Here is a 23622-nt window from a genome sequence, read left to right on the forward strand (position 1 = left end):
CCGTGGTCGGTGCGATCGGCGTTCACGCTCCCAGGATGCCATGCTCGCGACGCGCCGGGCCGTCGCCCGCGGCGGGGGCGAGCACGGCGCGGCAGGCGAGGTGCACGGCGAGGCGGGTCTCGGGATCCGTGAGGTCGACGCCGAGGAGCTCCTGCACCCGCCGGATCCGCACCGCGACCGTGTTGCGATGCAGGTTCAGTGCCGCAGCGGTCGCGACCAGGCTCGACTCCTGGTCGAGATACACCGAGAGCGTGCGCAGCAGGTCTCCGCTCGCGCCCTGCAGCGGCGCGAGCAGCGACGCCGCCGCGGGTACGAAGGTGTCGTTGCCGGTCCAGGCGAGCAGCAGCTGCTCGAGCCCGAGGCTGTCGACGCGGACGAACCACCCGGTCGCCGAGCGCGACGCCGCGATCCGGGCGGCGTCCGCGGCCTCGTCCAGGGTCACCGCGAGCCCCGCGGATCCGCGCTGGAGCGATCCCACGCCCGTCGCGATCGCGAACGAGCGCCCCACCTCGCGGTGCAGGGAGCGCAGCCCCCGCGCGAGCCGTTCGACCGTCACCGGGTCCGGCGCCTCGGAGAACGCGAGCCACCCGCTCAGTCCGCGGCCCGCGGTCGTCACGTGCGCCTCCGCGGCGATGCCGCCGAGCGCCGCGCGCACCGCGCGCAGCAGCGGCAGCGGGTCCAGCCGGCCGCGCCCGACCATCCGGAAGCCGAGATGATATCCGGCCGTGCGCCAGCCGCGCTCGCCCATGCGGCGCTCGATGTCGTCGTCGGCGAGGCCGCGTGCGTCGACGAAGTCGCGGAGCAGGGCGGACGAGGCCGAGACGTCGTTGACCTCCGCGACCTCGTCGATGAGGATCCGCGCCGCGACGGCCGGCATCGCGATCTCTGCCGCGACCGAGAGTGCGGCGAGCTGGCTCTCGCTCAATCCCCTGCCGAAGACGACCAGGCGCAGACCCGGCCGGCTCGGGCTGTCCACGCGCACCGAGGCGGCCGCGGCGTCGCCGGCGCGGGCGAGGTCGACCCAGGGGCGGAAGTCGATCGCCGCGTGCAGCGCCGGATCGAGCACGCCGCCCGAGGAGTGCAGCACCTCGGTGCCGTCGACGAGGGCGAGGGGATGACCGAGGTTGGCGGACACCTGGCGCAGCAGGTCCGACAGGTCCCGGGCCGGGTACTCGAAGGAGCGCGCGACCTTGCGCACGTGCGAGAGGGTGAGGGCGTCCTGCGCCTGCACGAGCATCCAGCACGCCTGGGCGAGCACGATGGGCCGCTGCACGTCGAGCAGGCAGATCCCCAGCCGCTCCGCGAGCCGCTGCGCGCCGGGGTCGAACGCGCCGGCGCCCGGCATTGCGACGCCGCGGAACCCGCGCTCGCGGATCCGGCGCAGCATCGCGTCCTGCTGCCAGGGCGTCTCCGGGGCCGCGTCGAGCAGCACGGCGAGGCCGCCGTCGAGGAGCGCGGGCAGGTCGGCCTCCGCCGTCTCCACGGCGACCGCGTCCCATTCGGCGTCCTCGGGCCCGGCGATCCGGCGCAGGCCGCCGTTCTCGGGGTGCGCGCGGAGGCCCGCGAGCGACAGCCGCGCGCTCATGCGGCGTCCAGCTCGGCGAGTCCGTACGTCGAGGGCAGCACGCGGCGCAGGCGCTCCGGACGTGCGAGCCACCAGTCCGGCGCGGGCAGGGAGAGGACGACCACGCGCCGCCCCGGGCCCAGGTCGGTGACCTGCAGGATCTCGCGCGACGCGGCGTCGAGCACGACGATGATCGCCGGCGCGGAGGCGAGCAGCTCTCCGTCGCTGAGCACCGCCAAGGACTCCGAGCGGGTCACGACGCGGTCGACCGCGCCGCCGGGACCCGCGATCTCGACGGACTGCACGTGCGGGTCGGCGCGGTGCGGGGAGACGCGATCGATCCGCCCCTCGGTCAGGAGTCTCGCTCCGAGCCGTGCGGCGAGCTCCGCCGGGGGCGCGAAGCGGGCGGCGAGGAAGGCTCGACCCAGCTCGAGGGCGCGGCGCTGATGCCCGGGGATCGCGTGCTCGCGGAGATCCCCGACCGTGAACCCGGCGAGCACGGCCGCGCCGGTCCCTCCCGCCTGGATGATGGCCGAGCGCACGATGCGCTCGGCGTCCACGGCGCGGTCCGTCTCGACGAGCGCGACGCCGCCGGCGCCGCTGTCGCAGGTGAACACGAGCCCCGGCACCCGGTCGACGAAGAGCGACATCTGGTCGAGCTCCGGCACGGCGCGTCCGGTGCAGTCGGCGTCCACGATCGTGCGCTCCCCGGAGAAGAGGAACGGGGCGAGGGCGTTCAGGCCGCCGCCCTCGATCGAGCAGACGGCGGGGATCCGCGTGCCCAGCCAGCGCTCCGCCGCGGCCACGAGATGGCCGAACGGCTGCAGCGACGGCAGGCGCTCGCCGAGCAGGATCGTGGAGCCCACGAAGGCGGCGCCGAAGCAGGGGGTCTCCGGATCCAGCTCGTCCACATCCGCGAGAGCGCGGGGTCCGCGATCGTCACCGGCGAGCATCAGCTCGAGCATGGTCGTCGTGCCGCCGCCGCCGGAGCCGAGCAGTGCGCAGCCCCGTGCGAGCGCGGTCACGTCCTCGGGTCGCAGTCGCCACGCCATCGTCCCAGACTAGCTTTCCGGGCCTGCTCGCCGAGGCCCCCTCACGCGACCCGCACCCCCCGTCAGTTGCGTCCCTGCGGAGGGGTTCGGATGCGCGGAGGGGGCGTCGGCGTGCCGACCGCGGAGAGAGCCGGCTCAGGCGCCGAGCCGCTCGACCGGGAGGAACGGCTCGGCGAGGCCGAAGGCGGAGGGGCCGAACGCGGCGAGGGCGCCCTCGGTGCGCATCATGTCCGGCGTCGAGATGCCCAGCACGCGCACGCGCTGGCCGTAGCGCAGCCCCTCGGTCGTGATCGGCTCGGCCGTCTCGTGATCCACGACGCAGATGAGATCCGGCACGATCGCGACGACCTCTCCGTCGCGCCGCGCGATGAGGTTCTCATTCTGGAACAGGATCTCGAAGACCCCGTCGCCCTCGAGCGGCGCGATCACGGCGCGTCCCTTCGCGAACCCCTCGGTGGTGCGGCGCTCGACGTCGACGACCTTGCCCACGGCGAGCTCGCGCACGTGGCTGTACAGCGTGGGCGAGAGCGTCTCGGCGATCGCCTCGAAGGGGGAGCGGTGCTGCTCGCGGGCCTCGCGGATCGCGCGGCCGAGGGCGAGCGCCATCGAGAGCGTGCGGGGCACGGCGGTGCGGCGCACGTCCGCGCCGGACATCGCGTACTCGGCGATGTGCCCGACACCGCCGAGGCGGATCGTGATCGCCCGGGCGAGCCATTCCATCTGGCGGTCGTCGTCACCGGTGTCGATGATCACGGTCTCGCCGCGCTCGCCGGCGAGGGCGAGGGGGGAGCCGTGCACGCCGTACACCGCGAACGTCTCCATGGACAGCTCGGGGAAGGCACGCCCCATCCCGTCCGCATCGACCACGGGCAGCCCGGTCTCGGCGGCGACGACGAGCGGGATCATCGAGTTGATCCCGCCGCACTCGATCGGCATCGTGGCGTCGGCCGTCCGCCCGAGGTGCGCCTCGAGCGCGCGCAGCGCGAGCGTGGGCTCGGTGCCCGCCGGGATCTTCTCGACCATCACGGTCGGCGCGCCCATCTGCGCGGTCGGGATCACGAAGAGGTCGTCGGGAAGGTCCTCCGGATCCAGGATCGTGATCGCCCCGTCGCCGAGGACGCGCTCGACGAGCTTGCTGCCGATGTAGGGGTCTCCGCCGCCGCCCGTGCCCAGCAGCGTCGCGCCGCGGGCGAGATCGGGGAGGTCGGCCGCGGTGAGCAGCCAGCTCATCGCGCCTCGATCCGCTCGCGCGACGCCTCGGGCGCCTGCTCCGGTCCGTCCGCTCCTGCACCGTGCGAGACGGTCCCGTCGAAGCGGTGGGCCGGCATGTCGTAGCCGAAGTAGCCGGGGCCGACCATCGCGAGCGCCTCGGCGGTGTGCCAGCGCTCGTCGGCGGGGGCCGCGAGCACGCGCACGCGCTGCCCGTAGCGGAGGGCCTCGGTCGTGATCGGCTCTCCGGACTCGCCCTCGACGACCATGATGAGGTCCGGCGTGGTGGCGAGGATCCGCCCGTCGGCTTCGGCGACGAGGTGCTCGTTCTGGAACTGCAGGGTGAGCGCGGTGCCGCCCTCGCCCTCGATGCGGGCGCGGCCGCGGGCGAATCCGGTCGTCGTGGCGCGCTGCACGTCGACGACCTTGCCGTCGAAGAGCTCGCGCCCCGACAGCTCGCGGACCGCGGCCTCGACCGGGTCCGTCTTCGCGGCACGGGCGTCGGCGATCGCCCGCCCCACCGTGATGCACCGGGACAGCGAGCCGCCGACGAGTCCCGCTCTGGCCTGCGCGCCGGTCATCGAGAACCCGGCGATCATCGTGGAGCAGCCCATCTCGACGGTCGCGACGCGCGCGATCCGCTCCGTCCAGGCGTTGTCGACCGTCTGCAACACCGCGATGTTGCCCTTCTCGTCGCTGAGGGCGAGCGGCGAAGCGGTGACGCCGATGAGCGTGGGCAGGACCATCTGCAGCTCGGGGAACGCGCGGCCCATGCCGTCGGCGTCCACGAGCGGCAGTCCGAGCGCCGCGGCGGCCGCGACGGGGATCGTCGAGTTCACGCCGCCCACCTCGGCGCACGCGATGTGCGTGACGGGGCGGCCCAGGTGCGCGCCGAGGGCGCGCACGGGCTCGACGACCTCGTCCAGGCTCGGGAGCTTCTCCACCATGACGGTCGGCGCGCCCATCATCGCGACGAACAGCACGTGCGCGTCGTCGGGGACCTCGGCGAGGTCGAGGACCGGGACGGGTCCGCCGGACAGCGCCTGACGGGCGAGGAGGGACCCGATGTACGGGTCGCCGCCGCCGCCGGTGCCGAACACGGCGGCGCCGCGGGCGAGATCCTCGATCTGCGCGGTGTCGATCTGCCAGCCCATCTCAGGCCCCCATGTCCAGGTCGCCGACGGCCTTGGCGCGGATGCGCGTGGCGTTGCCGGGCAGGTACGGGATCGGGACCTCGTCGAAGTCGATGATCGCGACCGTGGACGGCTTCGCGCCGGCGGCGATCGCCTTGTCGACGGCCTCCGCGCGGACCGCGGCGATGGTCTCGTCGCGCGCGCCGGGGGCGATCGCGTAGACCTTGTCGATCTCGCCGCCGACCTGGGCGATCGAGGCGCCGATCGCGTTCGCGACCGCGTAGTTCTCCGGGCGGTGCACGGGGCCGAACGGCTCCAGCACGTCAGGCAGCAGGATGGATCCGCCGCCGACGGCGACCACCGCGATGGGGTCGGGGGAGGTGCGCATGCGGTCGACCGCCTCCGAGACCCGCTCGGCGATGCGCGTGAGCACGCGCTGCACGAACTCCGGGTCGAGGTGCGCGACCTTCGCGGGGTCGCCGACCTGAGCGCGGCCCGCGGCGACCGCGATGTCGGTCGCCGTCAGCGTCGAGCCGCCGAAGACGAGCGCCTCGGTGCCGAGGCGGTAGCCGACCGAGGCCGGGCCGACCTCGGCCGTGGAGGTGTCGACGATGCTGCCGCCGCCGATCCCGAGCGAGAGCACGTCGGGCATGCGGAAGTTCGTGCGGATGCCGGCGACCTTGACCTCGTTCGCGGTCTCGCGGGGGAAGCCGTTGACGAGCAGGCCGATGTCCGCGGTGGTGCCGCCCACGTCGATCACCGCGCAGTCCTGCAAGCCGCTCGTGGCCGCGGCTCCGCGCATCGAGTTCGTCGGGCCGGAGGCGAAAGTGGCGACGGGGTAGCGGCGCACGTACTCGTCGTCCATGAGCGTGCCGTCGTTCTGGCTGAGGAAGATCGGCGCCTCGATGCCGTGCGCGCGGACGGCGGCGGTGAGGCCGTCGACGATCTCGGAGGCGAGCTCGCGCAGGGCGGCGTTGATGATCGTGGCGTTCTCGCGCTCGAGGATGCCGATCCGGCCGATCTCGTGCGAGAGGGAGATCGCGACGTCGTCGCCGAGGACCTCGCCGAGGATCTCGGCGGCGCGCACCTCGAGGTCGTGGTTGACCGGGCTGAACACGGCCGAGATCGCGACCGAGCGGATCCCGTGCTCCTTCATGTCCGCGGCGATCCCGCGCAGCTCCTCGGGATCGAGCGGGGAGATCGGGCGGCCGTCGAACTCGTAGCCGCCGTGCGCGAGGTAGCTGCGCGCCTGGGCCGCCTCGAGCAGCTCGCCGGGCCAGTCGACGAGCGGCGGCAGGGCGCGGGTCGCGGGCAGACCGAGCCGGAGGGCGGCGGTGGGCGCGAGGCGGCTGGCCTGCACGAGCGCGTTGATGAAGTGCGTCGTGCCGATCATCACGGCCTCGATGTCGGATCCCTCGAACGGGTGGTGCGCGCGCAGATCCTCGATCGCCTGCACGATCCCGTCGGTCACGTCGGGGGTGGTGGAGTGCTTCACCCCGGCAAGGGTGTGGGCGCCGTCCATGAGGACGGCATCCGTGTTGGTGCCGCCGACGTCGATGCCGATGTGCATGGTTCTCGCTTTCTCGGTGTTTCTGAGACGAATGGTCCCGTCGCGGGGAATCGGAAGGCGCCGTGCCCCGCGACGGAGTCTGGGGGTCAGACCGCCGTGGTCTCCGCGGGGTCGGCCTGACGGGTGGGGACGGCCCCGACGCCGCGGACGAGGCCCAGCTTGCCCGCCGCGATGTACAGGACCATCGAGAGGAACAGGCTGATGAGGGACGGGATCCCCCAGGTCACGAAGTAGCCGACGAGGGACGAGACCAGCCAGACCACGATCGTGGCGGGGACGATGCGCGGGGCGGAGGCGGGGAGCACCCCCTCCTCGCGGCTGGCGTCGAGCTCCCCGCGCCAGCGCCGCACGACGAAGTACTCGGCGACCATGATGCCGGCGATCGGCGGGAACGCGACGCTCAGCACGATGAGGAACTGGGTGAACTGCCCGAGGATCCCGGCGGCGGCGAGGACGGATCCGACCACGCCGAGCACGATCGTCGTCGTCACGCGGTGCAGGTTCTTGCCGAACGTCGTGGACACGAAGTTCACCAGGCCCAGGGCCGAGGAGTAGAGGTTCCAGTCGTTGATCTTGAGCGTTCCCGTGATGACGATGATGAGACCGACCAGGCCGACCGAGCTCGTCACGATCGCGACGATGTCACCCGACTTCGCGGCGTGCGCGAGGAGCACGCCGGCCAGGCCGATCACGAACTCGCCCAGGGTGACGCCCACGACCGTCTGCTTGACGACGTCGGCGCGGGAGCGGTTGAAGCGGGTCATGTCGCCGGTGATGATCGCGCCCACGATGAGACCGCCGGCGACGATGCCGGTGCCGGCCCAGACGCTGATGTGCGGTCCCGGCGCGGGGCTCGTGAGCAGCGTGCCGAGGTCGTGGCGGCTGAGCTCGGAGATCACCGACCAGCCCACGAGGATGAGGAACAGCGGCACGGTGATGTTCGCGAGCCACTGCATGCCGAGGAAGCCGAACGCGACGATCGCGGTGACGGCGAGGCCGAACAGCAGGCTCCACAGCCAGGTCGGCAGCACGCCGGGCATGAGCGCGTCGAGCGACTGCGCCGAGATCGCGGACTGGATGCCGAACCAGCCGATGAGGCTGATGCCGATCGCGAGCCCGACGAGCGCCGCGCCGATCTCGCCGAAGCCGGTCCAGCGGGCGAGGAGCGCCGTGTTCAGGCCCTCGCGCTGCCCGATGAACCCGACGATGCACATGATGACCTCGAGGATCACGGATCCGAGGAGGAACGCGAGCGCCGCCTCCCCGAAGCTCATCCCGTAGCCCAGGGTGGCGCCGAGGAGGAACTGCGACAGGGCGGAGACCTGGCCGAAGCGCTGCACGGCGATGCCGAACCAGGGCTTTCGTGCTTCGGGTGTCACGCGGGAGAGGGCGAAGTCGTCGTGCGGCGCGATGCGGGCCATGGTGGTTTCCTTCGGGCGGAAGAGGATGGTGCCGCTCACGCTAGTGACGTGCCGCGCGCCCCACCATGTGCGATCTGCACTGATGTCGTCTGCTGATCGACAGGTCGCACATCCACCGTCCCGCTCGCGGTGTGCGGGGGCCGCGGATCGTGGTCATCGCTCCCGCCGGGTACACGGGATCTCGACACCCGATTCGAGCGATGTGGAGGCTCGTGCAGACTGTCTGTGATCACAGACAGGACGTCGTCCTGCGCCCTGTTCGGGCGGCAGGCGAGGGTGTGGAATCGTCTCATGCCCCACACTTCCCCTGTCACCGTCGGTGCGGCGCCGCTGCGCCCCGAGGATGTCGTCGCCGTCGCCCGCCACCACGCCCCGATCGTCATCGATGCGGGCGCCCTCGACCGCGTCGCCGCCGCGCGCGGCGTGATCGACGGCATGGCCGCCGACCCGAACCCGCACTACGGCGTCTCCACCGGCTTCGGGGCGCTGGCCACCACCTTCATCGCGCCCGAGCGCCGCCGCCAGCTGCAGCAGAGCCTCATCCGCTCGCACGCCGCCGGCACCGGACCCGAGGTCGAGACCGAGGTCATCCGCGCCCTCCAGCTGCTGCGCCTGCAGACCCTCGCCTCCGGCCACACCGGCGTCCGCCCGCAGGTCGTCGAGACCTACGCCGCGATGCTCAACGCGGGCATCACCCCGATCGTGCGCGAGTACGGCTCCCTCGGCTGCTCGGGCGACCTCGCCCCGCTCGCGCACATCGCGCTCGCCTCGATGGGCGAGGGCGACGTCCGCGACGCCTCCGGTGAGAAGGTGCCGGCCGCCGACGCGCTGGCCGCGGCCGGCATCGCCCCGCTGCAGCTCGTCGAGAAGGAGGGCCTCGCCCTCATCAACGGCACCGACGGCATGCTCGGCATGCTCGTCCTCGCCCTCCACGACCTCGAGGACCTCTTCCTCACGGCCGACATCTCGGCGGCCATGTCGATCGAGTCGCAGCTCGGCACCGACGCGGTCTTCGCGGCCGACCTCATGGCACTGCGCCCGCAGCTCGGCCAGGCCGTGTCCGCGGCGCACCTGCGCGCGTTCCTCGGATCCTCGCCGATGGTGCACAGCCACAAGGGCCCGGAGGACGGGCGCGTGCAGGACGCCTACTCGCTGCGCTGCTCGCCGCAGGTGCACGGCGCCGCCCGCGACACCGCGTCCTACGCCGCCACCATCGCGGAGCGCGAGCTCGCCAGCGTCGTCGACAACCCCGTCGTCACCAGCGACGGACGGATCGAGTCCAACGGCAACTTCCACGGCGCGCCCGTCGCCGCCGTGCTCGACTTCCTCGCGATCTCGGTCGCCGACGTCGCCTCGGTCGCGGAGCGCCGCACCGACCGCGCTCTGGACCCGGCCCGCAGCCACGGCCTGCCGCCGTTCCTCGCCGACGAGGTCGGCGTCGACTCCGGTCTGATGATCGCTCAGTACGCCGCGGCCGGCATCGTCTCCGAGCTCAAGCGCCTCGCCGTGCCGGCCTCGGTCGACTCGATCCCGTCCTCCGCGATGCAGGAGGACCACGTCTCGATGGGCTGGGCCGCGGCCCGCAAGCTCCGCCGCGCGATCGACGGCCTCGGCCGCGTCCTCGCGATCGAGATCCTCACCGGCGCCCGCGCGCTCGACCTGCGCGCGCCCCTCGAGGCCGGACCCGCCACCGGTGCGGTCCGCGACCTCGTCCGCACTGTGGCCGGCGGCCCCGGCCCCGACCGATTCCTCAGCCCTGACATGGAGGCCGTCGCTGCGCTCGTGCAGTCCGGCCAGATCGCTGCGATTGCGAAGGAGCACGCGAATGACTGACACCACCACCACCACGGCGGGCCCGACCCTGTCGGACCCGACCCGCTCCATCCGCGCCACCCGCGGCAACGAGCGCACCGCGAAGAGCTGGGGCGCCGAGGCCGCGAAGCGGATGCTCATGAACAACCTCGACCCCGAGGTCGCCGAGCACCCCGAGGACCTCGTGGTCTACGGCGGCACCGGCCGCGCCGCGCGCAGCTGGGAGGCGTACGACGCGATCGTGCGCACGCTCGACGAGCTCGAGCCCGACGAGACCCTGCTCGTGCAGTCCGGCAAGCCGGTCGGCGTGTTCCGCACGCACGAGTGGGCGCCGCGCGTGCTCATCGCCAACTCCAACCTCGTCGGCGACTGGGCCACCTGGCCCGAGTTCCGCAAGCTCGAGGCCGAGGGCCTGATGATGTACGGCCAGATGACGGCCGGATCCTGGATCTACATCGGATCCCAGGGCATCCTGCAGGGCACCTACGAGACGTTCGCGGCCGTGGCCCGCTCGCTCGGCAAGGACTCCCTCAAGGGCACCCTCTCGCTCACCGGCGGCGCCGGCGGCATGGGCGGTGCGCAGCCGCTCGCCGTCACCCTGAACGACGGCGCCTGCCTGATCGTCGACGTCGACGAGTCGCGTCTCGCGCGCCGTGTCGACCACGGCTACCTCGACGTCTACTACACCGACCTCGACGAGGCGATCGCCCGTGCGGTCGCCGCAAAGGAGGCGGGCGAGGCCCTCTCCGTCGGCATCGTCGGCAACGCGGCGGAGATCTTCCCCGAGCTGTTCCGCCGGGGCGTGCCGATCGACATCGTGACCGACCAGACCAGCGCGCACGACCCGCTCGCGTACCTGCCGATCGGCATCTCGGTCGAGGACTGGAAGGCCGAGGCCGAGCGCGACCCCGAGGAGTTCACCCGCCGTTCGCGCGAGGCCATGGCCGCGCACGTCCGCGCCATGGTCGCGTTCCAGGACGCGGGCGCCGCGGTGTTCGACTACGGCAACTCGATCCGCGCCGAAGCGGTGCTCGGCGGCTTCGACCGCGCGTTCGAGTTCCCCGGCTTCGTTCCGGCGTATATCCGCCCGCAGTTCGAAGAGGGCCGCGGCCCGTTCCGCTGGGCGGCGCTCTCGGGCGACCCGGAGGACATCTACAAGACCGACCGCGCCATCGCGGAGCTCTTCCCGGAGGACGCGGCGCTGCACCGCTGGCTGGAGAAGGCCGGCGAGAAGGTGCACTTCGAGGGTCTGCCGGCCCGCATCTGCTGGCTGGGCTACAAGGAGCGCCACCTGGCGGGCCTGAAGTTCAACGAGATGGTCGCCTCGGGCGAGCTGTCCGCGCCGATCGTCATCGGCCGCGACCACCTCGACTCCGGCTCGGTCGCCAGCCCGTACCGCGAGACCGAGGCCATGAAGGACGGATCCGACGCGATCGCCGACTGGCCGCTCCTCAACGCCCTGCTGAACACGGCGTCGGGGGCGAGCTGGGTGTCGCTGCACCACGGCGGCGGCGTCGGCATCGGCCGCTCCATCCACGCGGGTCAGGTGACCGTCGCGGACGGATCCGCCCTGGCCGCCGAGAAGCTCGAGCGCGTGCTCACCAACGACCCGGGCACCGGCGTCATGCGGCACGTCGACGCGGGCTACGACCACGCGAAGGACATCGCGCGCGAGCGAGGCCTCAAGGTCCCGATGGGACTCTGAGCCGAGCTCGGACACAGACGGCGTCCCGCTCTGCGCACCTCGTCGGGGGATGGGGGAGCGCAGGGCGGGACGCGACCATTTCTGGAAAGGCGGCGGGACATGCGGATCCTCATCACGAACATCGGCGAGCTGACGACGAACGACCCGGCCCCCGCGGTCGGAGAGCCCGATCGATCGGTCGGAGCTACCGGAGACCGCTGCGGCACGCGGCACGATGCCGCCGTGCTCATCGAGGGCGACCGGATCGCGTGGGTCGGAGCGGCGGCGGACGCCGACGGGGTCGTTGAGCGAGCGAAGCGAGACGAGACGTCGCACGCCGACGAGCTCACCGTCGTCGACGCGGCGGGGCGCGCGGTGATCCCGGGCTTCGTGGACAGCCACAGCCACCTCGTCTTCGGCGGCGATCGGGCCGCGGAGTTCGAGGCCCGCATGCAGGGCCAGAAGTATGCCGCCGGCGGCATCCGTTCGACGGTGGCCGCCACCCGGGCGGCGAGCGACGACGAGCTGCGGGCGCGCCTGCGCGGCTTCCTCGACGAGATGCTCGCCCAGGGCACCACGACGGTCGAGATCAAGAGCGGCTACGGACTCGACGTCGCGACCGAGGAGCGCCTGGTGCGCCTCGCCGCCGAGGTCACCCCCGAGGTCACCTTCCTCGGCGCGCACGTCGTGCCCGCCGAGTACGCCGATCGCGGCGACGACTACGTCGACCTCGTCACGGGGGAGATGCTCGACGCCTGCGCTCCGCATGCGAAGTGGATCGACGTGTTCTGCGAGACGGGTGCGTTCACCGTGCCCCAGTCGCGGCGCGTGCTCGAGGCCGGCATCGCGCGCGGCCTGCAGCCGCGCGTGCACGCGAGCCAGCTCGGCCCCGGCGAGGGCGTGCAGTTGGCGGTCGACCTCGGCGCCGCCTCGATCGACCACGGCACTTACCTCACCGACGACGATGTGACGGCGCTCGCCGGATCCGACACCGTCCTCACGCTCCTGCCCGGCGTGGAGTTCTCCACCCGCCAGCCCTATCCCGACGCCCGCCGGCTCATCGACGCCGGCGTGACCGTGGCGATCGCCTGCGACACGAACCCCGGATCGAGCTTCACCTCGTCGATGCCCTTCTGCATCGCCGTCGCGGTGCGCGACATGCGGATGACCGTCGCCGAGGCGATCCACGCGGCGACGGCCGGGGGAGCGGCGGCCCTGCGCCGCACCGACATCGGCCGCATCGCTCCGGGGATGCGCGCCGACCTCGTGCTGCTGAAGAGCCCCAGCCGCGTGCACCTGGCCTACCGTCCCGGCGTGCCGCTCGTCGACGCCGTCTGGAAGGACGGCGTGCGCGCGGTCTGAGGCGGGTTCGCCCGCCCGCGCGCGCTGCGGGCGACGTCACGATCAGCACAGGTTGTGACGATCGGCAGAGGATCTGGTCTGAATCCTGTGCCGATCGTCGCACCGTGTGCTGATCGTGACGGCCCGAGCCTGGCGGACCACCCGTTCGGCGAGGGCGGGACTCAGCCCAGCGCTTCCGCGCAGACCACGGCCGCGGCGGCCGACCACGCCTGCGGGCGGCACGAGGCGGGGTACGGCACGGGTGCGACGCCCGGGGTGCGGGTGTCGCCGGCGTGCAGCTCCGGCATCCGGTAGTCGAAGCCCTCGGCGGCGTCCACGAGCTGGCCCGCGACGGCGGAGGCCTCGTCGCGGAGCCCCGCGCGGAGCATGCCGTGCACGGCCACCGCGGTGTCGTGCGCCCAGACGCTGCCGCCGTGATAGCTGAGCGGCCAGAAACCGGTGGCCCCGGAGGACATCGTGCGGATCCCGAAGCCGCTCGACATCGAGTCGCCGAGCAGCAGCGCCGCGCAGGCGCGCTCCTCGTCCGGATCCAGTAGGCCGGTGCCGATCAGGTGACCGATGTTGCTCGTGAGGGTGTCGACCGCCGCGCCGTGCGCGTCCAGCGCGATCGCCGGGTAGCGCCCCTCGGGCGTGGTCACCCAGTAGGCCGCGCGGAAGCGGGCGCGCAGATCGGCGGCCCAGGCGCGCAGCCCCTCAGCGCCGTCCTCGCCCAGGGCATCGAGGAGGTCCGCGCTGCGCACGGCGGCCTCGTAGGCGTAGGCCTGCACCTCGCTGAGCGCGATCGGGCCCTCCGCCAGCCGGCCGCTGCGCCACTGGATCGAGTCGCCGGAGTCCTTCCAGCCCTGGTTGGCGAGTCCGTGCCCGGTCTCGTCGACGTAGTCGATGAAGCCGGATCCGCTCGCGTCGCCGTGCTCGGTCATCCAGCCCAGCGCCGCCCGCAGGCTCGGCAGGAGCTCCCGTACCTCGGCCTCGGGCATGCCCGCGTCGCGGGCGTCGGCGAGCAGGCAGACCCAGAGCGGGGTCGCGTCCACCGTGCCGTAGTACAGCGGGGGGAGGTGCACGCCCTCGTTCGGCAGCGACAGCGCGCCGCTGCGCAGCTCGTGCGGGATCTTGCCCGGAGCCTCGGCGGTGGCCGGATCCTTCTTCGTGCCCTGCAGGCGCGCGAGCACCCGCAGGGTCGAGGCGGCGATCGCCGGGTCCTGGCGCAGCGCCAGGCGCGCGGCCCAGATCGAGTCGCGGCCGAACAGGGTGAAGAACCAGGGTGCCCCGGCAGCGTAGAACGCGTCGTCCGGGTGCGCGGGAAGCGCGAGGCGCAGGGCGGCGAGGTCGCCGGCGGCGCGGTCGAGCCAGTGGCGCAGGCGCGGGTCACCGGTGGCGGGCACGGCCGCGTGCGCGGCGCCCGAGGGAGCCGTCACGACCAGCGTCGCATCCTCGAGGGCGAGCGCGAACGAGAACTCCGCCGTCGAGCGCGGCTCCAGCACAGTCGCCCAGCGGACCGCGAGGGTCGCCCCTTCGACCGCGATCGCCGCTCCGGGAGCCGTCAGCGCGAACGACGCCGGCCCCGAGGACGCGCGCTCGCCGTCCCAGGCCCAGGCTCCGGGGTCGGGGAGTCCGGCCTTGACGCGCTGCAGCGGCTCGAAGTCGGGCGCGAGCGTCACGGTCAGAGCGATGGGGACGGGCACCTCGCGGTGCGAGGAGACCCGGATCCGCTCCTCGACCCGGCCGGCGCCCACGGTCCGCGTCCGGTCCAGCCGCACCTTTGGGTCGGGCCGGTCGTCGTCGACGCCGCGCAGCACCGCCGCGAACACCGCCTGCTGCGGGGTCGGGGCGGAGCACGCGATCGTCTCGATCTCGGTGTCCTCGATGGCGACGCTCAGCGCGCGCACGTGACGCAGGTCGCCGTGGTAGACCCCGTGGATCGGCGCGGATCCCATGTCTCCGGTCTGATCCGACCACACCTGGGTCGGCGCCTGGAGGACGATGACGGCGTCGTTCAGGAGGGGCTGCAGCGGGGTGTCGGTCATGGGGCTCCTTCGTGAGGGGCGGTGCGCGGGCGGGGTGCCCGCCGGGCGGGGGAGAGGACGGGGATCAGGACAGAGGGCGGGAGGGGAGGATCCGGGCGGGCAGGCGCTCCTCGGCGCCACCGGCGGAGACGGCCCAGGCATGCGCGTCCGGTCGCTCCGTCACGACCTCGGCGAGTTCCGTGCCGCGGTAGAGCAGGCCGACGCCCTCCTCGACGCCGTATCCGGGCGGGATCCGGCCCTCCGCGATGGCGTCGCGGAAGGCCGGCCGCCGGGCGGGCTGCGAGTCGTGGTGCGGGCTGAAGGATCCGGGAAGGAAGCGGAGGCCGTCGGCCACCGCCGTCGCCTGCGGGCCGAACGAGGTCGTGGTCCCGCCGCTGTGCCAGCACAGCCCGCCGGCAGATCCGCCCGCGAGGACGACGCCGGCCTCCCAGGCCCGCCGCAGCAGGTCGTCCAGGCCGTGCGCCCGCCACACGGCGAGCAGGTTCACCACGCTGCCTCCGCTCACCCAGATCACATCGCGGCTCAGCACGTGCTCCGCGAGGCGCTCGTGGTTCGGATGCGGGAACAGCCGGATGTGGCTGCCCTCGACTCCGGACGCGCGGGCGGCCTCGAGCTCCGCGCCCTCGGCGGACCGTGGATCGCCGCCTGCGGTGTTCACGTGGGCGACGCGGGGAGCGCGCCCGGTCACGCCGGCGAGCTCGATCGCGAGGTGCAGCAGGGGCCCGTAGGCGGCGTCGTGCCAGCCGCCGTCGACCATCCCTCCGCAGGTGGCGAGGATCGTCGGCGCGTCGGCCGTCATTCCTTCACCGCCCCGTCGCTCGAGTTCATGATGCGCTTCTGGAACAGGAAGAACATCACCGCCACCGGGATCGTCATGATGATGGCCGCGGCGAGCTTGAGCGGGTACTGACGGCCCTGGCTGAGCTGTCCGTTCGCGAGCTGCGCCACGCCCTTCGTGAGCGTGGTCAGCTCGGGCGACTGGGTGGAGACGATGAAGTGCGCCAGCTCGTTCCAGGATCCCTGGAACGACAGGATCACGATCGTGATGAGGGCGGGGCGCGCCATCGGCAACACGACCGACCAGAACACCCGGAAGGTGCCGGCGCCGTCGATCCGCGCCTGCTCCTCGACGGAGACGGGGATCGACTCGAAGAAGTTCTTCATGATGAACACCCCGGCGGCATCGACGAGGAGCGGCAGGATCATGCCCGCGTACGAGTCGTACATGCCGAGGGTGTTGATCACCAGGAACTTCGGGATCAGCAGCACCACGGCCGGAACGCTCATGACGGCGATGAGCCCGGCGAACACCACGGTGCGCCCGCGGAAGCGGAGGCGCGCCAGCGCGTAGCCCGCGAGCGAGTTGAAGAACACCCGGCCCGCGGTGACCACGATCGTCACGACCACGGAGTTCTTGAACCAGGTGGGGAAGTCGCTGCGCAGGAACAGCTGCGTGTACGCCTCGGTGGTGAACGTCTGCGGCACCAGCGCGAGCGGGTTCGCCGCCGCATCCGGATCCGTCTTGAAGCTCGTGGCGACCTGGATGAGGAACGGGTAGATGTAGACCAGGGCGAGGGCGATCAGCAGCGCGTACAGCAGCGAGGTGGACGCGATCCGCACGGTGCCGCGCCGCGTGCGGCGGGGGACCGGGGAGGCGGGGGCGGTCATCGCGGAGCTCCTTCGCTCGTCGCAGGAGTCCGGTCGGCGGCCACCGCACGGGCGGCGCGCTCGGCGGCCTCCAGATACAGGCGGTTGCGGCGGCGCGAGACGGGGCGCTCGCGCAGCACCCAGCGCTGGATCAGCGTGAAGGCGATGATGATCACGAACAGGATGAACGCGATCGCGGCGCCCTGTCCCCACTCCTGGTTGAGGAACGACGACTGGTACGACTGATACGCCGGGGTGATGGTGGTCTTGGCGGGCTGGCCGCGGGTGCCGGTGTAGATCTGGTCGAAGATCTGCCAGCAGCCGATGAGGCCGAGCGTGAGCACCGTGAACAGGGTCGGTCGCAGCTGCGGCAGGGTGATCCGCCAGAAGCGCTGCCAGCCGTTCGCGCCGTCCATCATCGCGGCCTCCTGCACCTCGCCGGAGATGTTCTGCAGCGCGGCGAGGAAGAGCAGCATGAAGGTTCCGCTCGTCGTGAAGATCGCCATGATGATGTAGACGCACATCGCGACGCTGGGACCGCCGATCCAGTCCCAGAACGAGACGCCGAGGAAGCTGTTCTGCATGAGCGCCGCGGGTCCGCCGGCGGCGCCGAAGTGCAGGATCCCGGACGGGTCGTTGAGCCAGTTCGGCCCGTTGATGCCGAGCCAGCCGAGCGCCGCGTTCACCGCGCCGGTCGTGGAGAACAGGAACAGGAACAGGACTGTGATCGCGACGGAGCTGGTCACCGAGGGGAAGTAGAAGGCGGTGCGGAAGAACCCGCGTCCCTTGAGGATCTGCCGGTTCACGAGCACCGCGAGGAACAGGCTCAGCGCGGTCTGGCAGGGGACCACGAGGATCACGTACCACGCGTTGTTCTTGAGGCTCATGCCGAAGTCGGCCTCGGCGAGTCCGCCGCCGAGCAGCAGGGCGGCGTAGTTCTTCAGGCCGACGAACGAGACGCCGCCGGAGAAGGGCGAGCCCCGGCCGCCCCAGTCGCTCACGCTCACCCAGAGCGCCATGAGGACGGGGACGACCAGGAACAGGCCGAGCAGGATCAGCATCGGGGCGGTGAAGAGCCACCCCGATGCGGTCTCACCGCGCCGCAGGCCCTGATGGGCCGCGGAACGGGGAGACCGCACGGTGGAGGAGGCCATGATTACTTGGTCAGGGCTTCCAGGTTCTTCTGCGCGGCATCGAGGATCGCCTTCGGGTCGCCGGTCGCGAGCGAGCCGAGCTTGCCGTTGAAGTCGGTCACGACGTCGCTCGCGCCCTTGAGGGTCGGCACGCCCTGGGCGTACTCGGCGCCGTTGAGGAACGGCACGAGAGCGGCGTTGTCCTTCTTCCACTGGTCCGCGGCCGACTTGATGGACGGCATCGGGCCGAACGCCTTCGAGAACGCCAGCTGGCTGTCGGCGCTGGTGAGGTGCTCGACGAGGTCGAGGGCGGCCTTCTGATTCTTGCTGTCGGCGGCGATGCCCCAGCAGTTGGTGAACTGCAGCGTGCCCTTCTTGCCCTCGGGGCCGGCGGGCAGCTCCACCGCCTTGTACTTCACGGTCGGGTAGTCGTTGGTCATGGCGCCGGTGATCCAGTTGCCCTCGACGACCATCGCCGCCTTCTGGGTGCCGAAGGCCTCGCCGCCCCAGCCGGATCCGAGATCGGCCGCGAACTTCATCGAGCCGTCGTTCAGCAGCCCCTTGAGGTAGTCGAGCGCCTTGACGTTGCCCTCGGCGTCGGCCGTGGCCTTGGTCGAGTCGGCGTTCATCAGGCCGCCGCCGGCGGCGACCATGAAGGCGCCGACGCGGGCGTACTCGCCGCTCATGGACAGGCCCACGTGGCCGTCCGCGGTGAGCTTCTTCGAGACGGTGGCGAGCTCGTCCCAGGTCTTCGGGATGTCGGCATCGGTGAGCCCGGCCTTCGCCCACAGATCGGTGTTGATCACCAGCTGCAGCGTGGAGAAGTCCTTCGGGGCGCAGTACAGCTTGCCGTCGTAGGTGAACGAGGTGAGCAGGCTCGGGTAGAAGTCGTCCTTGTTCTTGAGCTGGTCGCCGTACGCGAGGAGCGACCCGTTCGAGGCGTAGCCGGCCAGGGCGTCGGTGGACTGGTAGAACACGTCGGCGGGGGAGCCGGAGGCGAAGCCCTGCGAGAGCTGCTGGTTCAGGTCGCTCGCCGCGGTCACCGTCGCCTTGACGCCCGACGTCTTCGACCAGGCGGCCACGGCCTCGTTGACCGCCTTGGTCTCCGCGTCGCCGGATGAGCCGATAAGGATGTTCAGCGGCTTGTCGGACGAGGTGAGCGTCGAGGATCCGGTGCTGCCGGCGTCGCCGCCGGAGAACCCCGAACCGCAGCCGGTGAGTGCGATCGCGCCGGCGAGGACGAGGGCTCCGGCCCCGATCGCGGCGCGCATGCTGTGCCGTGTCATGTCTCTTCTCCCTTGATGAGCATCCGTGATGATGTGTGCTTCTCGGTGGCGACGGGACGCCGTCGCAAGAATTTGAACGATCAAACTCCGTGTCGAATACGCTAGGCGGCAGGAGCCCGGGGTGTCAAGGTGGGAAGGTGGTCCCGGATCCCGAGCCGGATCCGGAAGGGGAGAGACATGGTCAGGACGCCGACCGTCGAGGACGTGGCGCAGCGCGCCGGTGTGTCGCGGCAGACCGTGTCGAACGTGCTGAACACCCCGGCGATCGTGAAGCCGGCCACCCGAGAGCGCGTGCAGCAGGCGATCGTCGAGCTGGGCTACCGGCGGCACGCCGCCGCCCGTCAGCTGCGCACCCGCCGCAGCTCCACGATCGGCATCCACCTGGATCCCTATGTCGGCGGGGTCTCCGGGGTCGTGCTGGACCGCTTCGTGCACGCCCTCACCGAGCGCGCGAGCGAGCGCGGCATGCGCATGCTCGTCTACGCCGCCCGCACGGCCGACGACGAGATCGCCCGGCTCGCGGAGCTCTGGGAGGGGTCGGAGATCGACGCGGCCATCATCACCGGCACGTTCCACGGCGACCCGCGCACCCGGTGGCTGGGCGACGCGCAGCTGCCCTTCGTCGCCTTCGGGCGCCCCTGGGGCGAGGACGACCTGGCCGCCCCCGAGCACCTCTGGGTCGACGTCGACGGGGCCGCCGGCACCCGGGCCGCCACCGAGCACGCGCTCGGCTTCGGCTCCCGCGTCGCGTTCCTCGGCTGGCCGACGGGATCGGGCACCGGAGACGATCGCGAACGCGGCTGGCGGGAGGCGATGGCCGCGGCCGGCGCGACGGGTCCGCGGTGGACGACCCAGGAGGACGTCGCGCGGGCGCGGGCCGTCGTCGCAGGCGCGGAGGTGGACGTGGACGCGGTGGTGTGCGCGAGCGACTCCCTCGCGATCGGCGCCCTCCTCGCGCAGACGGAGGGATCCGCACGGGTGCCCGTGATCGGGTTCGACAACACGCCGACCGCGGAGGCGCTCGGCTTCTCGAGCGTGGAGCAGCGCCCCGAGGACGTCGCGGCGGCGACCCTGGAGCTGCTCATGGGGCCGACCGGCGAGACGGTCACCCCGCGGGACGTGCGGGCCGGCACGGCGCACGCGCTCATCGAGCCCCGCCTGGTGGTGCGCTAGCCGAAGCGGCGGCGATGGTACGGCGGCGGTGCCGGGCTGGTGCCGGGCTGGTGCCGGGCTGGTGCCGGGCGGGGGCCGGCGGGGGCCGGCGCTCGTGTCGTCTGCGGCCCGGCCGGGCGAGCCGTCCCGCGTCTCGTCGCGTGAGGAGCGGATCCGGATCCGCCCGCCCGCGTCCGCCGGATCGGGCATAGCGTGGAGGCATGGCACGGATCCTGATCTTCGGCGGCCACGGCAAGGTGGCCCTGCTCCTCGAACCCCTCCTCACGGCGCGCGGCGACCAGGTGACGGCGGTGATCCGCGACGCCGGTCAGAGCGACGACGTGCGCGCGACCGGCGCGGACCCGGTCGTCTTCGACGTCGAATCGGCGTCGCGGGAGGCGATGGCCGCACTGATCGCCGGGCACGACGCGGTCGTGTGGTCGGCCGGCGCCGGCGGCGGATCGGCGGAACGCACGCGTGCCGTCGACCTCGATGCCGCGGTCCGGTCGATGGCGGCGGCGGCCGACGCGGGCGTCGCGCGGTACGTGATGGTGTCGTACTTCGGATCCTCGCTCGAGCACGGGATCCCCGCGACCGACTCCTTCTTCGCCTATGCCGAGGCGAAGGCGCAGGCCGATGAGGCACTGCGGGCATCCGGCCTGGACTGGACGGTGCTCGCCCCCAGTCGGCTGACCCTGGACGAGGCGACGGGACAGATCGACGCCACGGCGGAGACCTCGGGCAGCGTGTCCCGCGCCGACGTCGCGCAGGTCATCGCACAGACGCTCCTCGAGCCGGCGACCATCGGGCGCACGATCCGGTTCAACGCCGGAGAGGTGCCCGTCGACGAGGCTCTGCGCGCCGGTTGAGCATCGAGCATCGGTCGACCTGCGGCTGAGCCTGCGGGCGGCTGTCGAGCCGCCGAGCCGACCTCTGCAGGCGGTCAGCGGCGGTCGAGCGCCGCCAGTGCGATCCGGTCCAGAACCCATACGGCGAAGAGGGAGACCCCGGCGAGGCCGAGTCCACTCGCCCACAGCGCCGCTCCGACCGCGCCGAAGAGCACGGTCTCCAGGAGCACGCGTCCCGCGGGGCGGATGTCGAAGCGCGCCTGGGGCGAGAGCAGGAGCCCCCAGATCACCGCCGGCACCGCGACCGCGACGACGGCGCCGATCCACCCCGGCCAGCCCGGCAGGAGCCGTACCGCAGCGGTCGCCGCGCCGGCCAGCAGCGCGAGCTCGATCACGAACCGCAGCCCCAGCGCGACGCGCACGGCGGGGCCGCCCTCGAGGAACGGATCGCGCGCGGGCCGGTCGCTCATCGGCGGGTCAGGCCCGGCCGGCGAGCGCTGCGAGCAGCTCCAGCACGCAGAGTGCGGCGAGGCGGACGGTGCGCGCATCCTCGTCGTCGGCGGTGGCGTCCACCTCGGCGATGTCGGCGCTGACGACGCGGGGGTCGCCGGCGATGCCGCGCACCAGCGCGCGCAGCTCCCAGGCGGCGAACCCGCCCGGCACACTGGCCGGGCACCCCGGCGTCGCGGCGCGGTCGCAGGCGTCCACATCGATGTCGAGGTGCACGCGGGAGGCGTCTCCGGCGCCGGCGATCTCGACGGCCTCGGCCACGACGTCGTCGATGCCGCGGCGGCGCACCTCGTCCAGGGTGATGACACGGATGCCCCAGTCGGCGGCGCGCTGGGCGTAGGCCGCGGAGTTCGCGAAGTCCGCGATGCCGATCTGCACGATCCGGTGCGGATCGATCGCGGATCCCTCGGGGGCGTCCTCGACGAGGCGGCGCACCGGCGAACCGTTCGAGACGCCGTCGCGCAGATCGAAGTGCGCGTCGATCGTGATGAGACCCGTGGATCCGGATCCGAGGGCGACGGGGTAGGTGAGGGAGTTGTCGCCGCCGAGGGCGATCACCAGCCGGGAGGCCGCGGCGAGCTGGGATACGCGGGCGATCGTGCGCGCGACACCCTCGTCGCCGTCGGGCTCGTGCACGTCGCCGGCGTCGGAGATCTGCAGCGCGGCGTTCAGATCCACGATGGGCGGGCCCATCAGGGTCGGGCTGTAGCGGCGGAGCGCTTCGCGGATCGCGGCCGGCGTCGCATGCGCGCCCGTGGGGGAGAGCGACGTGCGCCAGGTCGGAACTCCGAGCACGACCGCGTCGGCGGGGGTGCCGAACGCGGGCCAGTCGCCCCCGCGGGGCCAGAGGGGATCGTGCGACAGTGCCATGGGAGTCCCTTCTCGGAGGCGCGGACCGCATCCGATAGACAGCGTGCCACGGCGCCGGCCCTCGGCGGTGGCGTGCGGCCGAGCGCTGTCTGGCCCACGAGACACCCGGCTTCGTGCGGCGTGTGGTGCGGAGCCCACGCCAGCCCTCGCCCTGGCCCGGCCCCTGGCCTTGGGGTCGGCCCTACCCTGGCCTGGTGCCCGGCTTTGGGGTCGGCCCCTCCGCCACGCCAGGCTCCTGGCGCCGACCCTAACCTGGCCTGGTGCCCGGCTTTGGGGTCGGCCCCTCTACGCCGGTCCTGGACCGTCCGTCACGATCGCACAGGATGTCACGATCGGCACAGGCCGTCACGATCAGCACACGACACCCCCGGACTCCTGTGCTGATCGTGACAGGGTGTGCCGATCGTCACAGACCACGGAGCGCGGCGAGGATCGCGGCCTGCACCGAAGGCCAGTCGTGCACGACCTGTGCGTAGTCGAACCGGAGGGTGCGGTATCCGAGACGCGCGGCGGCCGCGTCGCGCACGAGATCCGGGTGCCGCTTCACCGGTCCGTCGTGGTTCTCCTTGCCGTCCACTTCGATGATGAGCCGGCCGACCATGAAGTCGACTCTGCCGACCTCGTCGATCTGCACCTGGCAGGCGAGGCGCAGACCGATCGCATGCAGCCTCAGCCGCAGCAGCGATTCGAGTCCGCTGTCGGCATCGGGTCGCGCCAGTTCCGTGAGCCAGCGTGCCGAGGCCGGCAACGCATCGCGGATCCGCCTCCGCGCCGTCGCAGGCAGAAGCCGCTTCCGCCAGGCGGATTCGAACGCGGCGAAGAACGCCTCGTCTCCGGCGCGGCGGCGCAGGTGCAGCAGGGCGGTTTCGAGGTCGGTCCGGCCGAGCGGTGGCGAGCCGCGGTAGTAGTGCGGAACGCAGGCGCAGTCCGGGTGCGTGCGGCCATGCCGCCCCGCACCCAGCCAGACGTGCGGTCCGGCGACCTCGGGCAGCACCCAGATCCCTCGCTCCGTCAGCACGCTCGCGCAGGTGAGCGCGCCACCGTGCGCGACCGCGGCACGGACATCGGGAGCGATCGGACCGACGGCGAACACGCCGTCCCTCAGGCGGTCGACCGTTCCGGCGCGCACGGCTCGGGAGAGCGTCGTGCGCGTGAAGCCGAGGCGCTGCAGTTCCGGACCAGGGGCGATGCCGCCCCGGCGGCGGATCGTATCGATCAGAGAGAGCATGCTACGAGGGTGACGAACTCCGTCGTCCCCGGGGCGGCGATCACAGGATCTGTGCACAACCCTCGATGAGCGTCGGCTGTGGAGGACGATCGGCGGGCACCTCGACTGACACGATCA

The 23622-nt window shown here is 72.5% G+C and carries 19 protein-coding genes; 5 read left to right on the forward strand and 14 right to left on the reverse strand.

Annotated features, from left to right (window positions below; all coding sequences use genetic code 11):
* Window positions 1-22: 22 nt before the first annotated feature.
* The 6 genes from WFJ17_RS14435 to WFJ17_RS14460 form a co-directional block, all read right to left on the reverse strand.
* The gene (locus tag WFJ17_RS14435) at window positions 23-1585 is read right to left on the reverse strand and encodes a PucR family transcriptional regulator (RefSeq protein ID WP_336648781.1); all 1563 of its coding nucleotides are present in this window, start codon (window positions 1583-1585) and stop codon (window positions 23-25) included.
* Window positions 1582-2616: a DUF917 domain-containing protein gene (locus WFJ17_RS14440; RefSeq protein ID WP_336648782.1), complete on the reverse strand. Its 1035-nt coding sequence runs from the start codon at window positions 2614-2616 to the stop codon at window positions 1582-1584. Before WFJ17_RS14440 ends, WFJ17_RS14435 begins: the two co-directional genes overlap by 4 nt.
* A gap of 135 nt (window positions 2617-2751) precedes the next feature.
* The gene (locus tag WFJ17_RS14445) at window positions 2752-3846 is read right to left on the reverse strand and encodes a DUF917 domain-containing protein (protein ID WP_295034414.1); all 1095 of its coding nucleotides are present in this window, start codon (window positions 3844-3846) and stop codon (window positions 2752-2754) included.
* Window positions 3843-4979, reverse strand: a complete 1137-nt coding sequence (locus tag WFJ17_RS14450; protein WP_336648783.1) for a DUF917 domain-containing protein — start codon at window positions 4977-4979, stop codon at window positions 3843-3845. Before WFJ17_RS14450 ends, WFJ17_RS14445 begins: the two co-directional genes overlap by 4 nt.
* A 1-nt stretch (window position 4980) precedes the next feature.
* Window positions 4981-6528, reverse strand: coding sequence for a hydantoinase/oxoprolinase family protein (locus WFJ17_RS14455; RefSeq protein WP_251446462.1), 1548 nt, complete (start codon window positions 6526-6528; stop codon window positions 4981-4983).
* 86 nt (window positions 6529-6614) lie between these two features.
* The gene (locus tag WFJ17_RS14460; protein WP_251446465.1) at window positions 6615-7949 is read right to left on the reverse strand and encodes a purine-cytosine permease family protein; all 1335 of its coding nucleotides are present in this window, start codon (window positions 7947-7949) and stop codon (window positions 6615-6617) included.
* A gap of 291 nt (window positions 7950-8240) precedes the next feature.
* Between WFJ17_RS14460 and hutH the strand changes: the two genes are divergently transcribed.
* The 3 genes from hutH to hutI all read left to right on the forward strand — a co-directional run bounded on the left by hutH (window position 8241) and on the right by hutI (window position 12807).
* On the forward strand, window positions 8241-9782 hold the full coding sequence (gene hutH / locus WFJ17_RS14465; RefSeq protein ID WP_251446468.1) for a histidine ammonia-lyase: 1542 nt from the start codon (window positions 8241-8243) through the stop codon (window positions 9780-9782).
* A complete protein-coding gene (gene hutU, locus WFJ17_RS14470; protein WP_251446471.1) occupies window positions 9775-11466 on the forward strand; it encodes a urocanate hydratase in 1692 nt (563 codons plus the stop codon). Before hutH ends, hutU begins: the two co-directional genes overlap by 8 nt.
* A gap of 99 nt (window positions 11467-11565) precedes the next feature.
* Window positions 11566-12807 (forward strand): imidazolonepropionase, encoded by a 1242-nt coding sequence (hutI, locus tag WFJ17_RS14475; RefSeq protein WP_251446473.1) that lies wholly within the window; start codon window positions 11566-11568, stop codon window positions 12805-12807.
* Window positions 12808-12968: 161 nt separating this feature from the next.
* On the opposite strand, the gene WFJ17_RS14480 is transcribed toward hutI, so the two are convergent.
* The 5 genes from WFJ17_RS14480 to WFJ17_RS14500 all read right to left on the reverse strand — a co-directional run bounded on the left by WFJ17_RS14480 (window position 12969) and on the right by WFJ17_RS14500 (window position 18897).
* Window positions 12969-14831, reverse strand: coding sequence for a glycogen debranching N-terminal domain-containing protein (locus tag WFJ17_RS14480; RefSeq protein ID WP_336648784.1), 1863 nt, complete (start codon window positions 14829-14831; stop codon window positions 12969-12971).
* A gap of 64 nt (window positions 14832-14895) precedes the next feature.
* Window positions 14896-15630, reverse strand: coding sequence for a peptidase E (locus tag WFJ17_RS14485; protein WP_336648785.1), 735 nt, complete (start codon window positions 15628-15630; stop codon window positions 14896-14898).
* Window positions 15627-16499 carry a carbohydrate ABC transporter permease gene (locus tag WFJ17_RS14490; protein WP_251446482.1) on the reverse strand — a complete coding sequence of 291 codons (873 nt, stop codon included), beginning with the start codon at window positions 16497-16499 and terminating at the stop codon, window positions 15627-15629. The genes WFJ17_RS14485 and WFJ17_RS14490 overlap by 4 nt, the downstream gene beginning before the upstream one ends.
* Entirely contained in the window at window positions 16496-17632 is a 1137-nt protein-coding gene (locus WFJ17_RS14495; RefSeq protein ID WP_336648786.1) for a carbohydrate ABC transporter permease, read from the reverse strand. The genes WFJ17_RS14490 and WFJ17_RS14495 overlap by 4 nt, the downstream gene beginning before the upstream one ends.
* A 2-nt stretch (window positions 17633-17634) precedes the next feature.
* Complete coding sequence (locus WFJ17_RS14500; RefSeq protein WP_251446488.1) at window positions 17635-18897, reverse strand: sugar ABC transporter substrate-binding protein; 1263 nt, start codon at window positions 18895-18897, stop codon at window positions 17635-17637.
* A 177-nt stretch (window positions 18898-19074) separates the two neighbouring features.
* Here WFJ17_RS14500 and WFJ17_RS14505 point away from each other — a divergent pair, with 177 nt between their 5' ends.
* Together WFJ17_RS14505 and WFJ17_RS14510 are read left to right on the forward strand one after the other, a co-directional pair.
* Window positions 19075-20070 carry a LacI family DNA-binding transcriptional regulator gene (locus tag WFJ17_RS14505; RefSeq protein ID WP_336648787.1) on the forward strand — a complete coding sequence of 332 codons (996 nt, stop codon included), beginning with the start codon at window positions 19075-19077 and terminating at the stop codon, window positions 20068-20070.
* A 200-nt stretch (window positions 20071-20270) separates the two neighbouring features.
* On the forward strand, window positions 20271-20918 hold the full coding sequence (locus WFJ17_RS14510) for an SDR family oxidoreductase (protein ID WP_336648788.1): 648 nt from the start codon (window positions 20271-20273) through the stop codon (window positions 20916-20918).
* Window positions 20919-20992: 74 nt separating this feature from the next.
* Here WFJ17_RS14510 and WFJ17_RS14515 read toward each other — a convergent pair whose 3' ends face one another.
* The 3 genes from WFJ17_RS14515 to WFJ17_RS14525 all read right to left on the reverse strand — a co-directional run bounded on the left by WFJ17_RS14515 (window position 20993) and on the right by WFJ17_RS14525 (window position 23505).
* The gene (locus WFJ17_RS14515) at window positions 20993-21367 is read right to left on the reverse strand and encodes a DUF2568 domain-containing protein (RefSeq protein ID WP_336648789.1); all 375 of its coding nucleotides are present in this window, start codon (window positions 21365-21367) and stop codon (window positions 20993-20995) included.
* Between the two features lie 7 nt (window positions 21368-21374).
* Complete coding sequence (locus WFJ17_RS14520) at window positions 21375-22277, reverse strand: agmatinase family protein (RefSeq protein WP_336648790.1); 903 nt, start codon at window positions 22275-22277, stop codon at window positions 21375-21377.
* A gap of 406 nt (window positions 22278-22683) precedes the next feature.
* Window positions 22684-23505 (reverse strand): DUF559 domain-containing protein, encoded by an 822-nt coding sequence (locus tag WFJ17_RS14525; RefSeq protein WP_336648791.1) that lies wholly within the window; start codon window positions 23503-23505, stop codon window positions 22684-22686.
* Window positions 23506-23622: the final 117 nt, after the last annotated feature.

The sequence above is a fragment of the Microbacterium sp. MMO-10 genome, assembly GCF_037148715.1.
GTDB lineage: Bacteria > Actinomycetota > Actinomycetes > Actinomycetales > Microbacteriaceae > Microbacterium.

Coding starts and splice junctions, on each gene's coding strand:
- WFJ17_RS14510 (WP_336648788.1), top strand. CDS start 20,271: ATGGCACGGATCCTGATCTTCGGCGGCCACGGCAAGGTGGCCCTGCTC.
- WFJ17_RS14485 (WP_336648785.1), bottom strand. CDS start 15,630: ATGACGGCCGACGCGCCGACGATCCTCGCCACCTGCGGAGGGATGGTC.
- hutU (WP_251446471.1), top strand. CDS start 9,775: ATGACTGACACCACCACCACCACGGCGGGCCCGACCCTGTCGGACCCG.
- WFJ17_RS14435 (WP_336648781.1), bottom strand. CDS start 1,585: ATGAGCGCGCGGCTGTCGCTCGCGGGCCTCCGCGCGCACCCCGAGAAC.
- WFJ17_RS14490 (WP_251446482.1), bottom strand. CDS start 16,499: ATGACCGCCCCCGCCTCCCCGGTCCCCCGCCGCACGCGGCGCGGCACC.
- WFJ17_RS14500 (WP_251446488.1), bottom strand. CDS start 18,897: ATGACACGGCACAGCATGCGCGCCGCGATCGGGGCCGGAGCCCTCGTC.
- WFJ17_RS14525 (WP_336648791.1), bottom strand. CDS start 23,505: ATGCTCTCTCTGATCGATACGATCCGCCGCCGGGGCGGCATCGCCCCT.
- hutI (WP_251446473.1), top strand. CDS start 11,566: ATGCGGATCCTCATCACGAACATCGGCGAGCTGACGACGAACGACCCG.
- WFJ17_RS14495 (WP_336648786.1), bottom strand. CDS start 17,632: ATGGCCTCCTCCACCGTGCGGTCTCCCCGTTCCGCGGCCCATCAGGGC.
- WFJ17_RS14520 (WP_336648790.1), bottom strand. CDS start 22,277: ATGGCACTGTCGCACGATCCCCTCTGGCCCCGCGGGGGCGACTGGCCC.
- WFJ17_RS14455 (WP_251446462.1), bottom strand. CDS start 6,528: ATGCACATCGGCATCGACGTCGGCGGCACCAACACGGATGCCGTCCTC.
- WFJ17_RS14450 (WP_336648783.1), bottom strand. CDS start 4,979: ATGGGCTGGCAGATCGACACCGCGCAGATCGAGGATCTCGCCCGCGGC.
- WFJ17_RS14440 (WP_336648782.1), bottom strand. CDS start 2,616: ATGGCGTGGCGACTGCGACCCGAGGACGTGACCGCGCTCGCACGGGGC.
- WFJ17_RS14515 (WP_336648789.1), bottom strand. CDS start 21,367: ATGAGCGACCGGCCCGCGCGCGATCCGTTCCTCGAGGGCGGCCCCGCC.
- hutH (WP_251446468.1), top strand. CDS start 8,241: ATGCCCCACACTTCCCCTGTCACCGTCGGTGCGGCGCCGCTGCGCCCC.
- WFJ17_RS14445 (WP_295034414.1), bottom strand. CDS start 3,846: ATGAGCTGGCTGCTCACCGCGGCCGACCTCCCCGATCTCGCCCGCGGC.
- WFJ17_RS14480 (WP_336648784.1), bottom strand. CDS start 14,831: ATGACCGACACCCCGCTGCAGCCCCTCCTGAACGACGCCGTCATCGTC.
- WFJ17_RS14505 (WP_336648787.1), top strand. CDS start 19,075: ATGGTCAGGACGCCGACCGTCGAGGACGTGGCGCAGCGCGCCGGTGTG.
- WFJ17_RS14460 (WP_251446465.1), bottom strand. CDS start 7,949: ATGGCCCGCATCGCGCCGCACGACGACTTCGCCCTCTCCCGCGTGACA.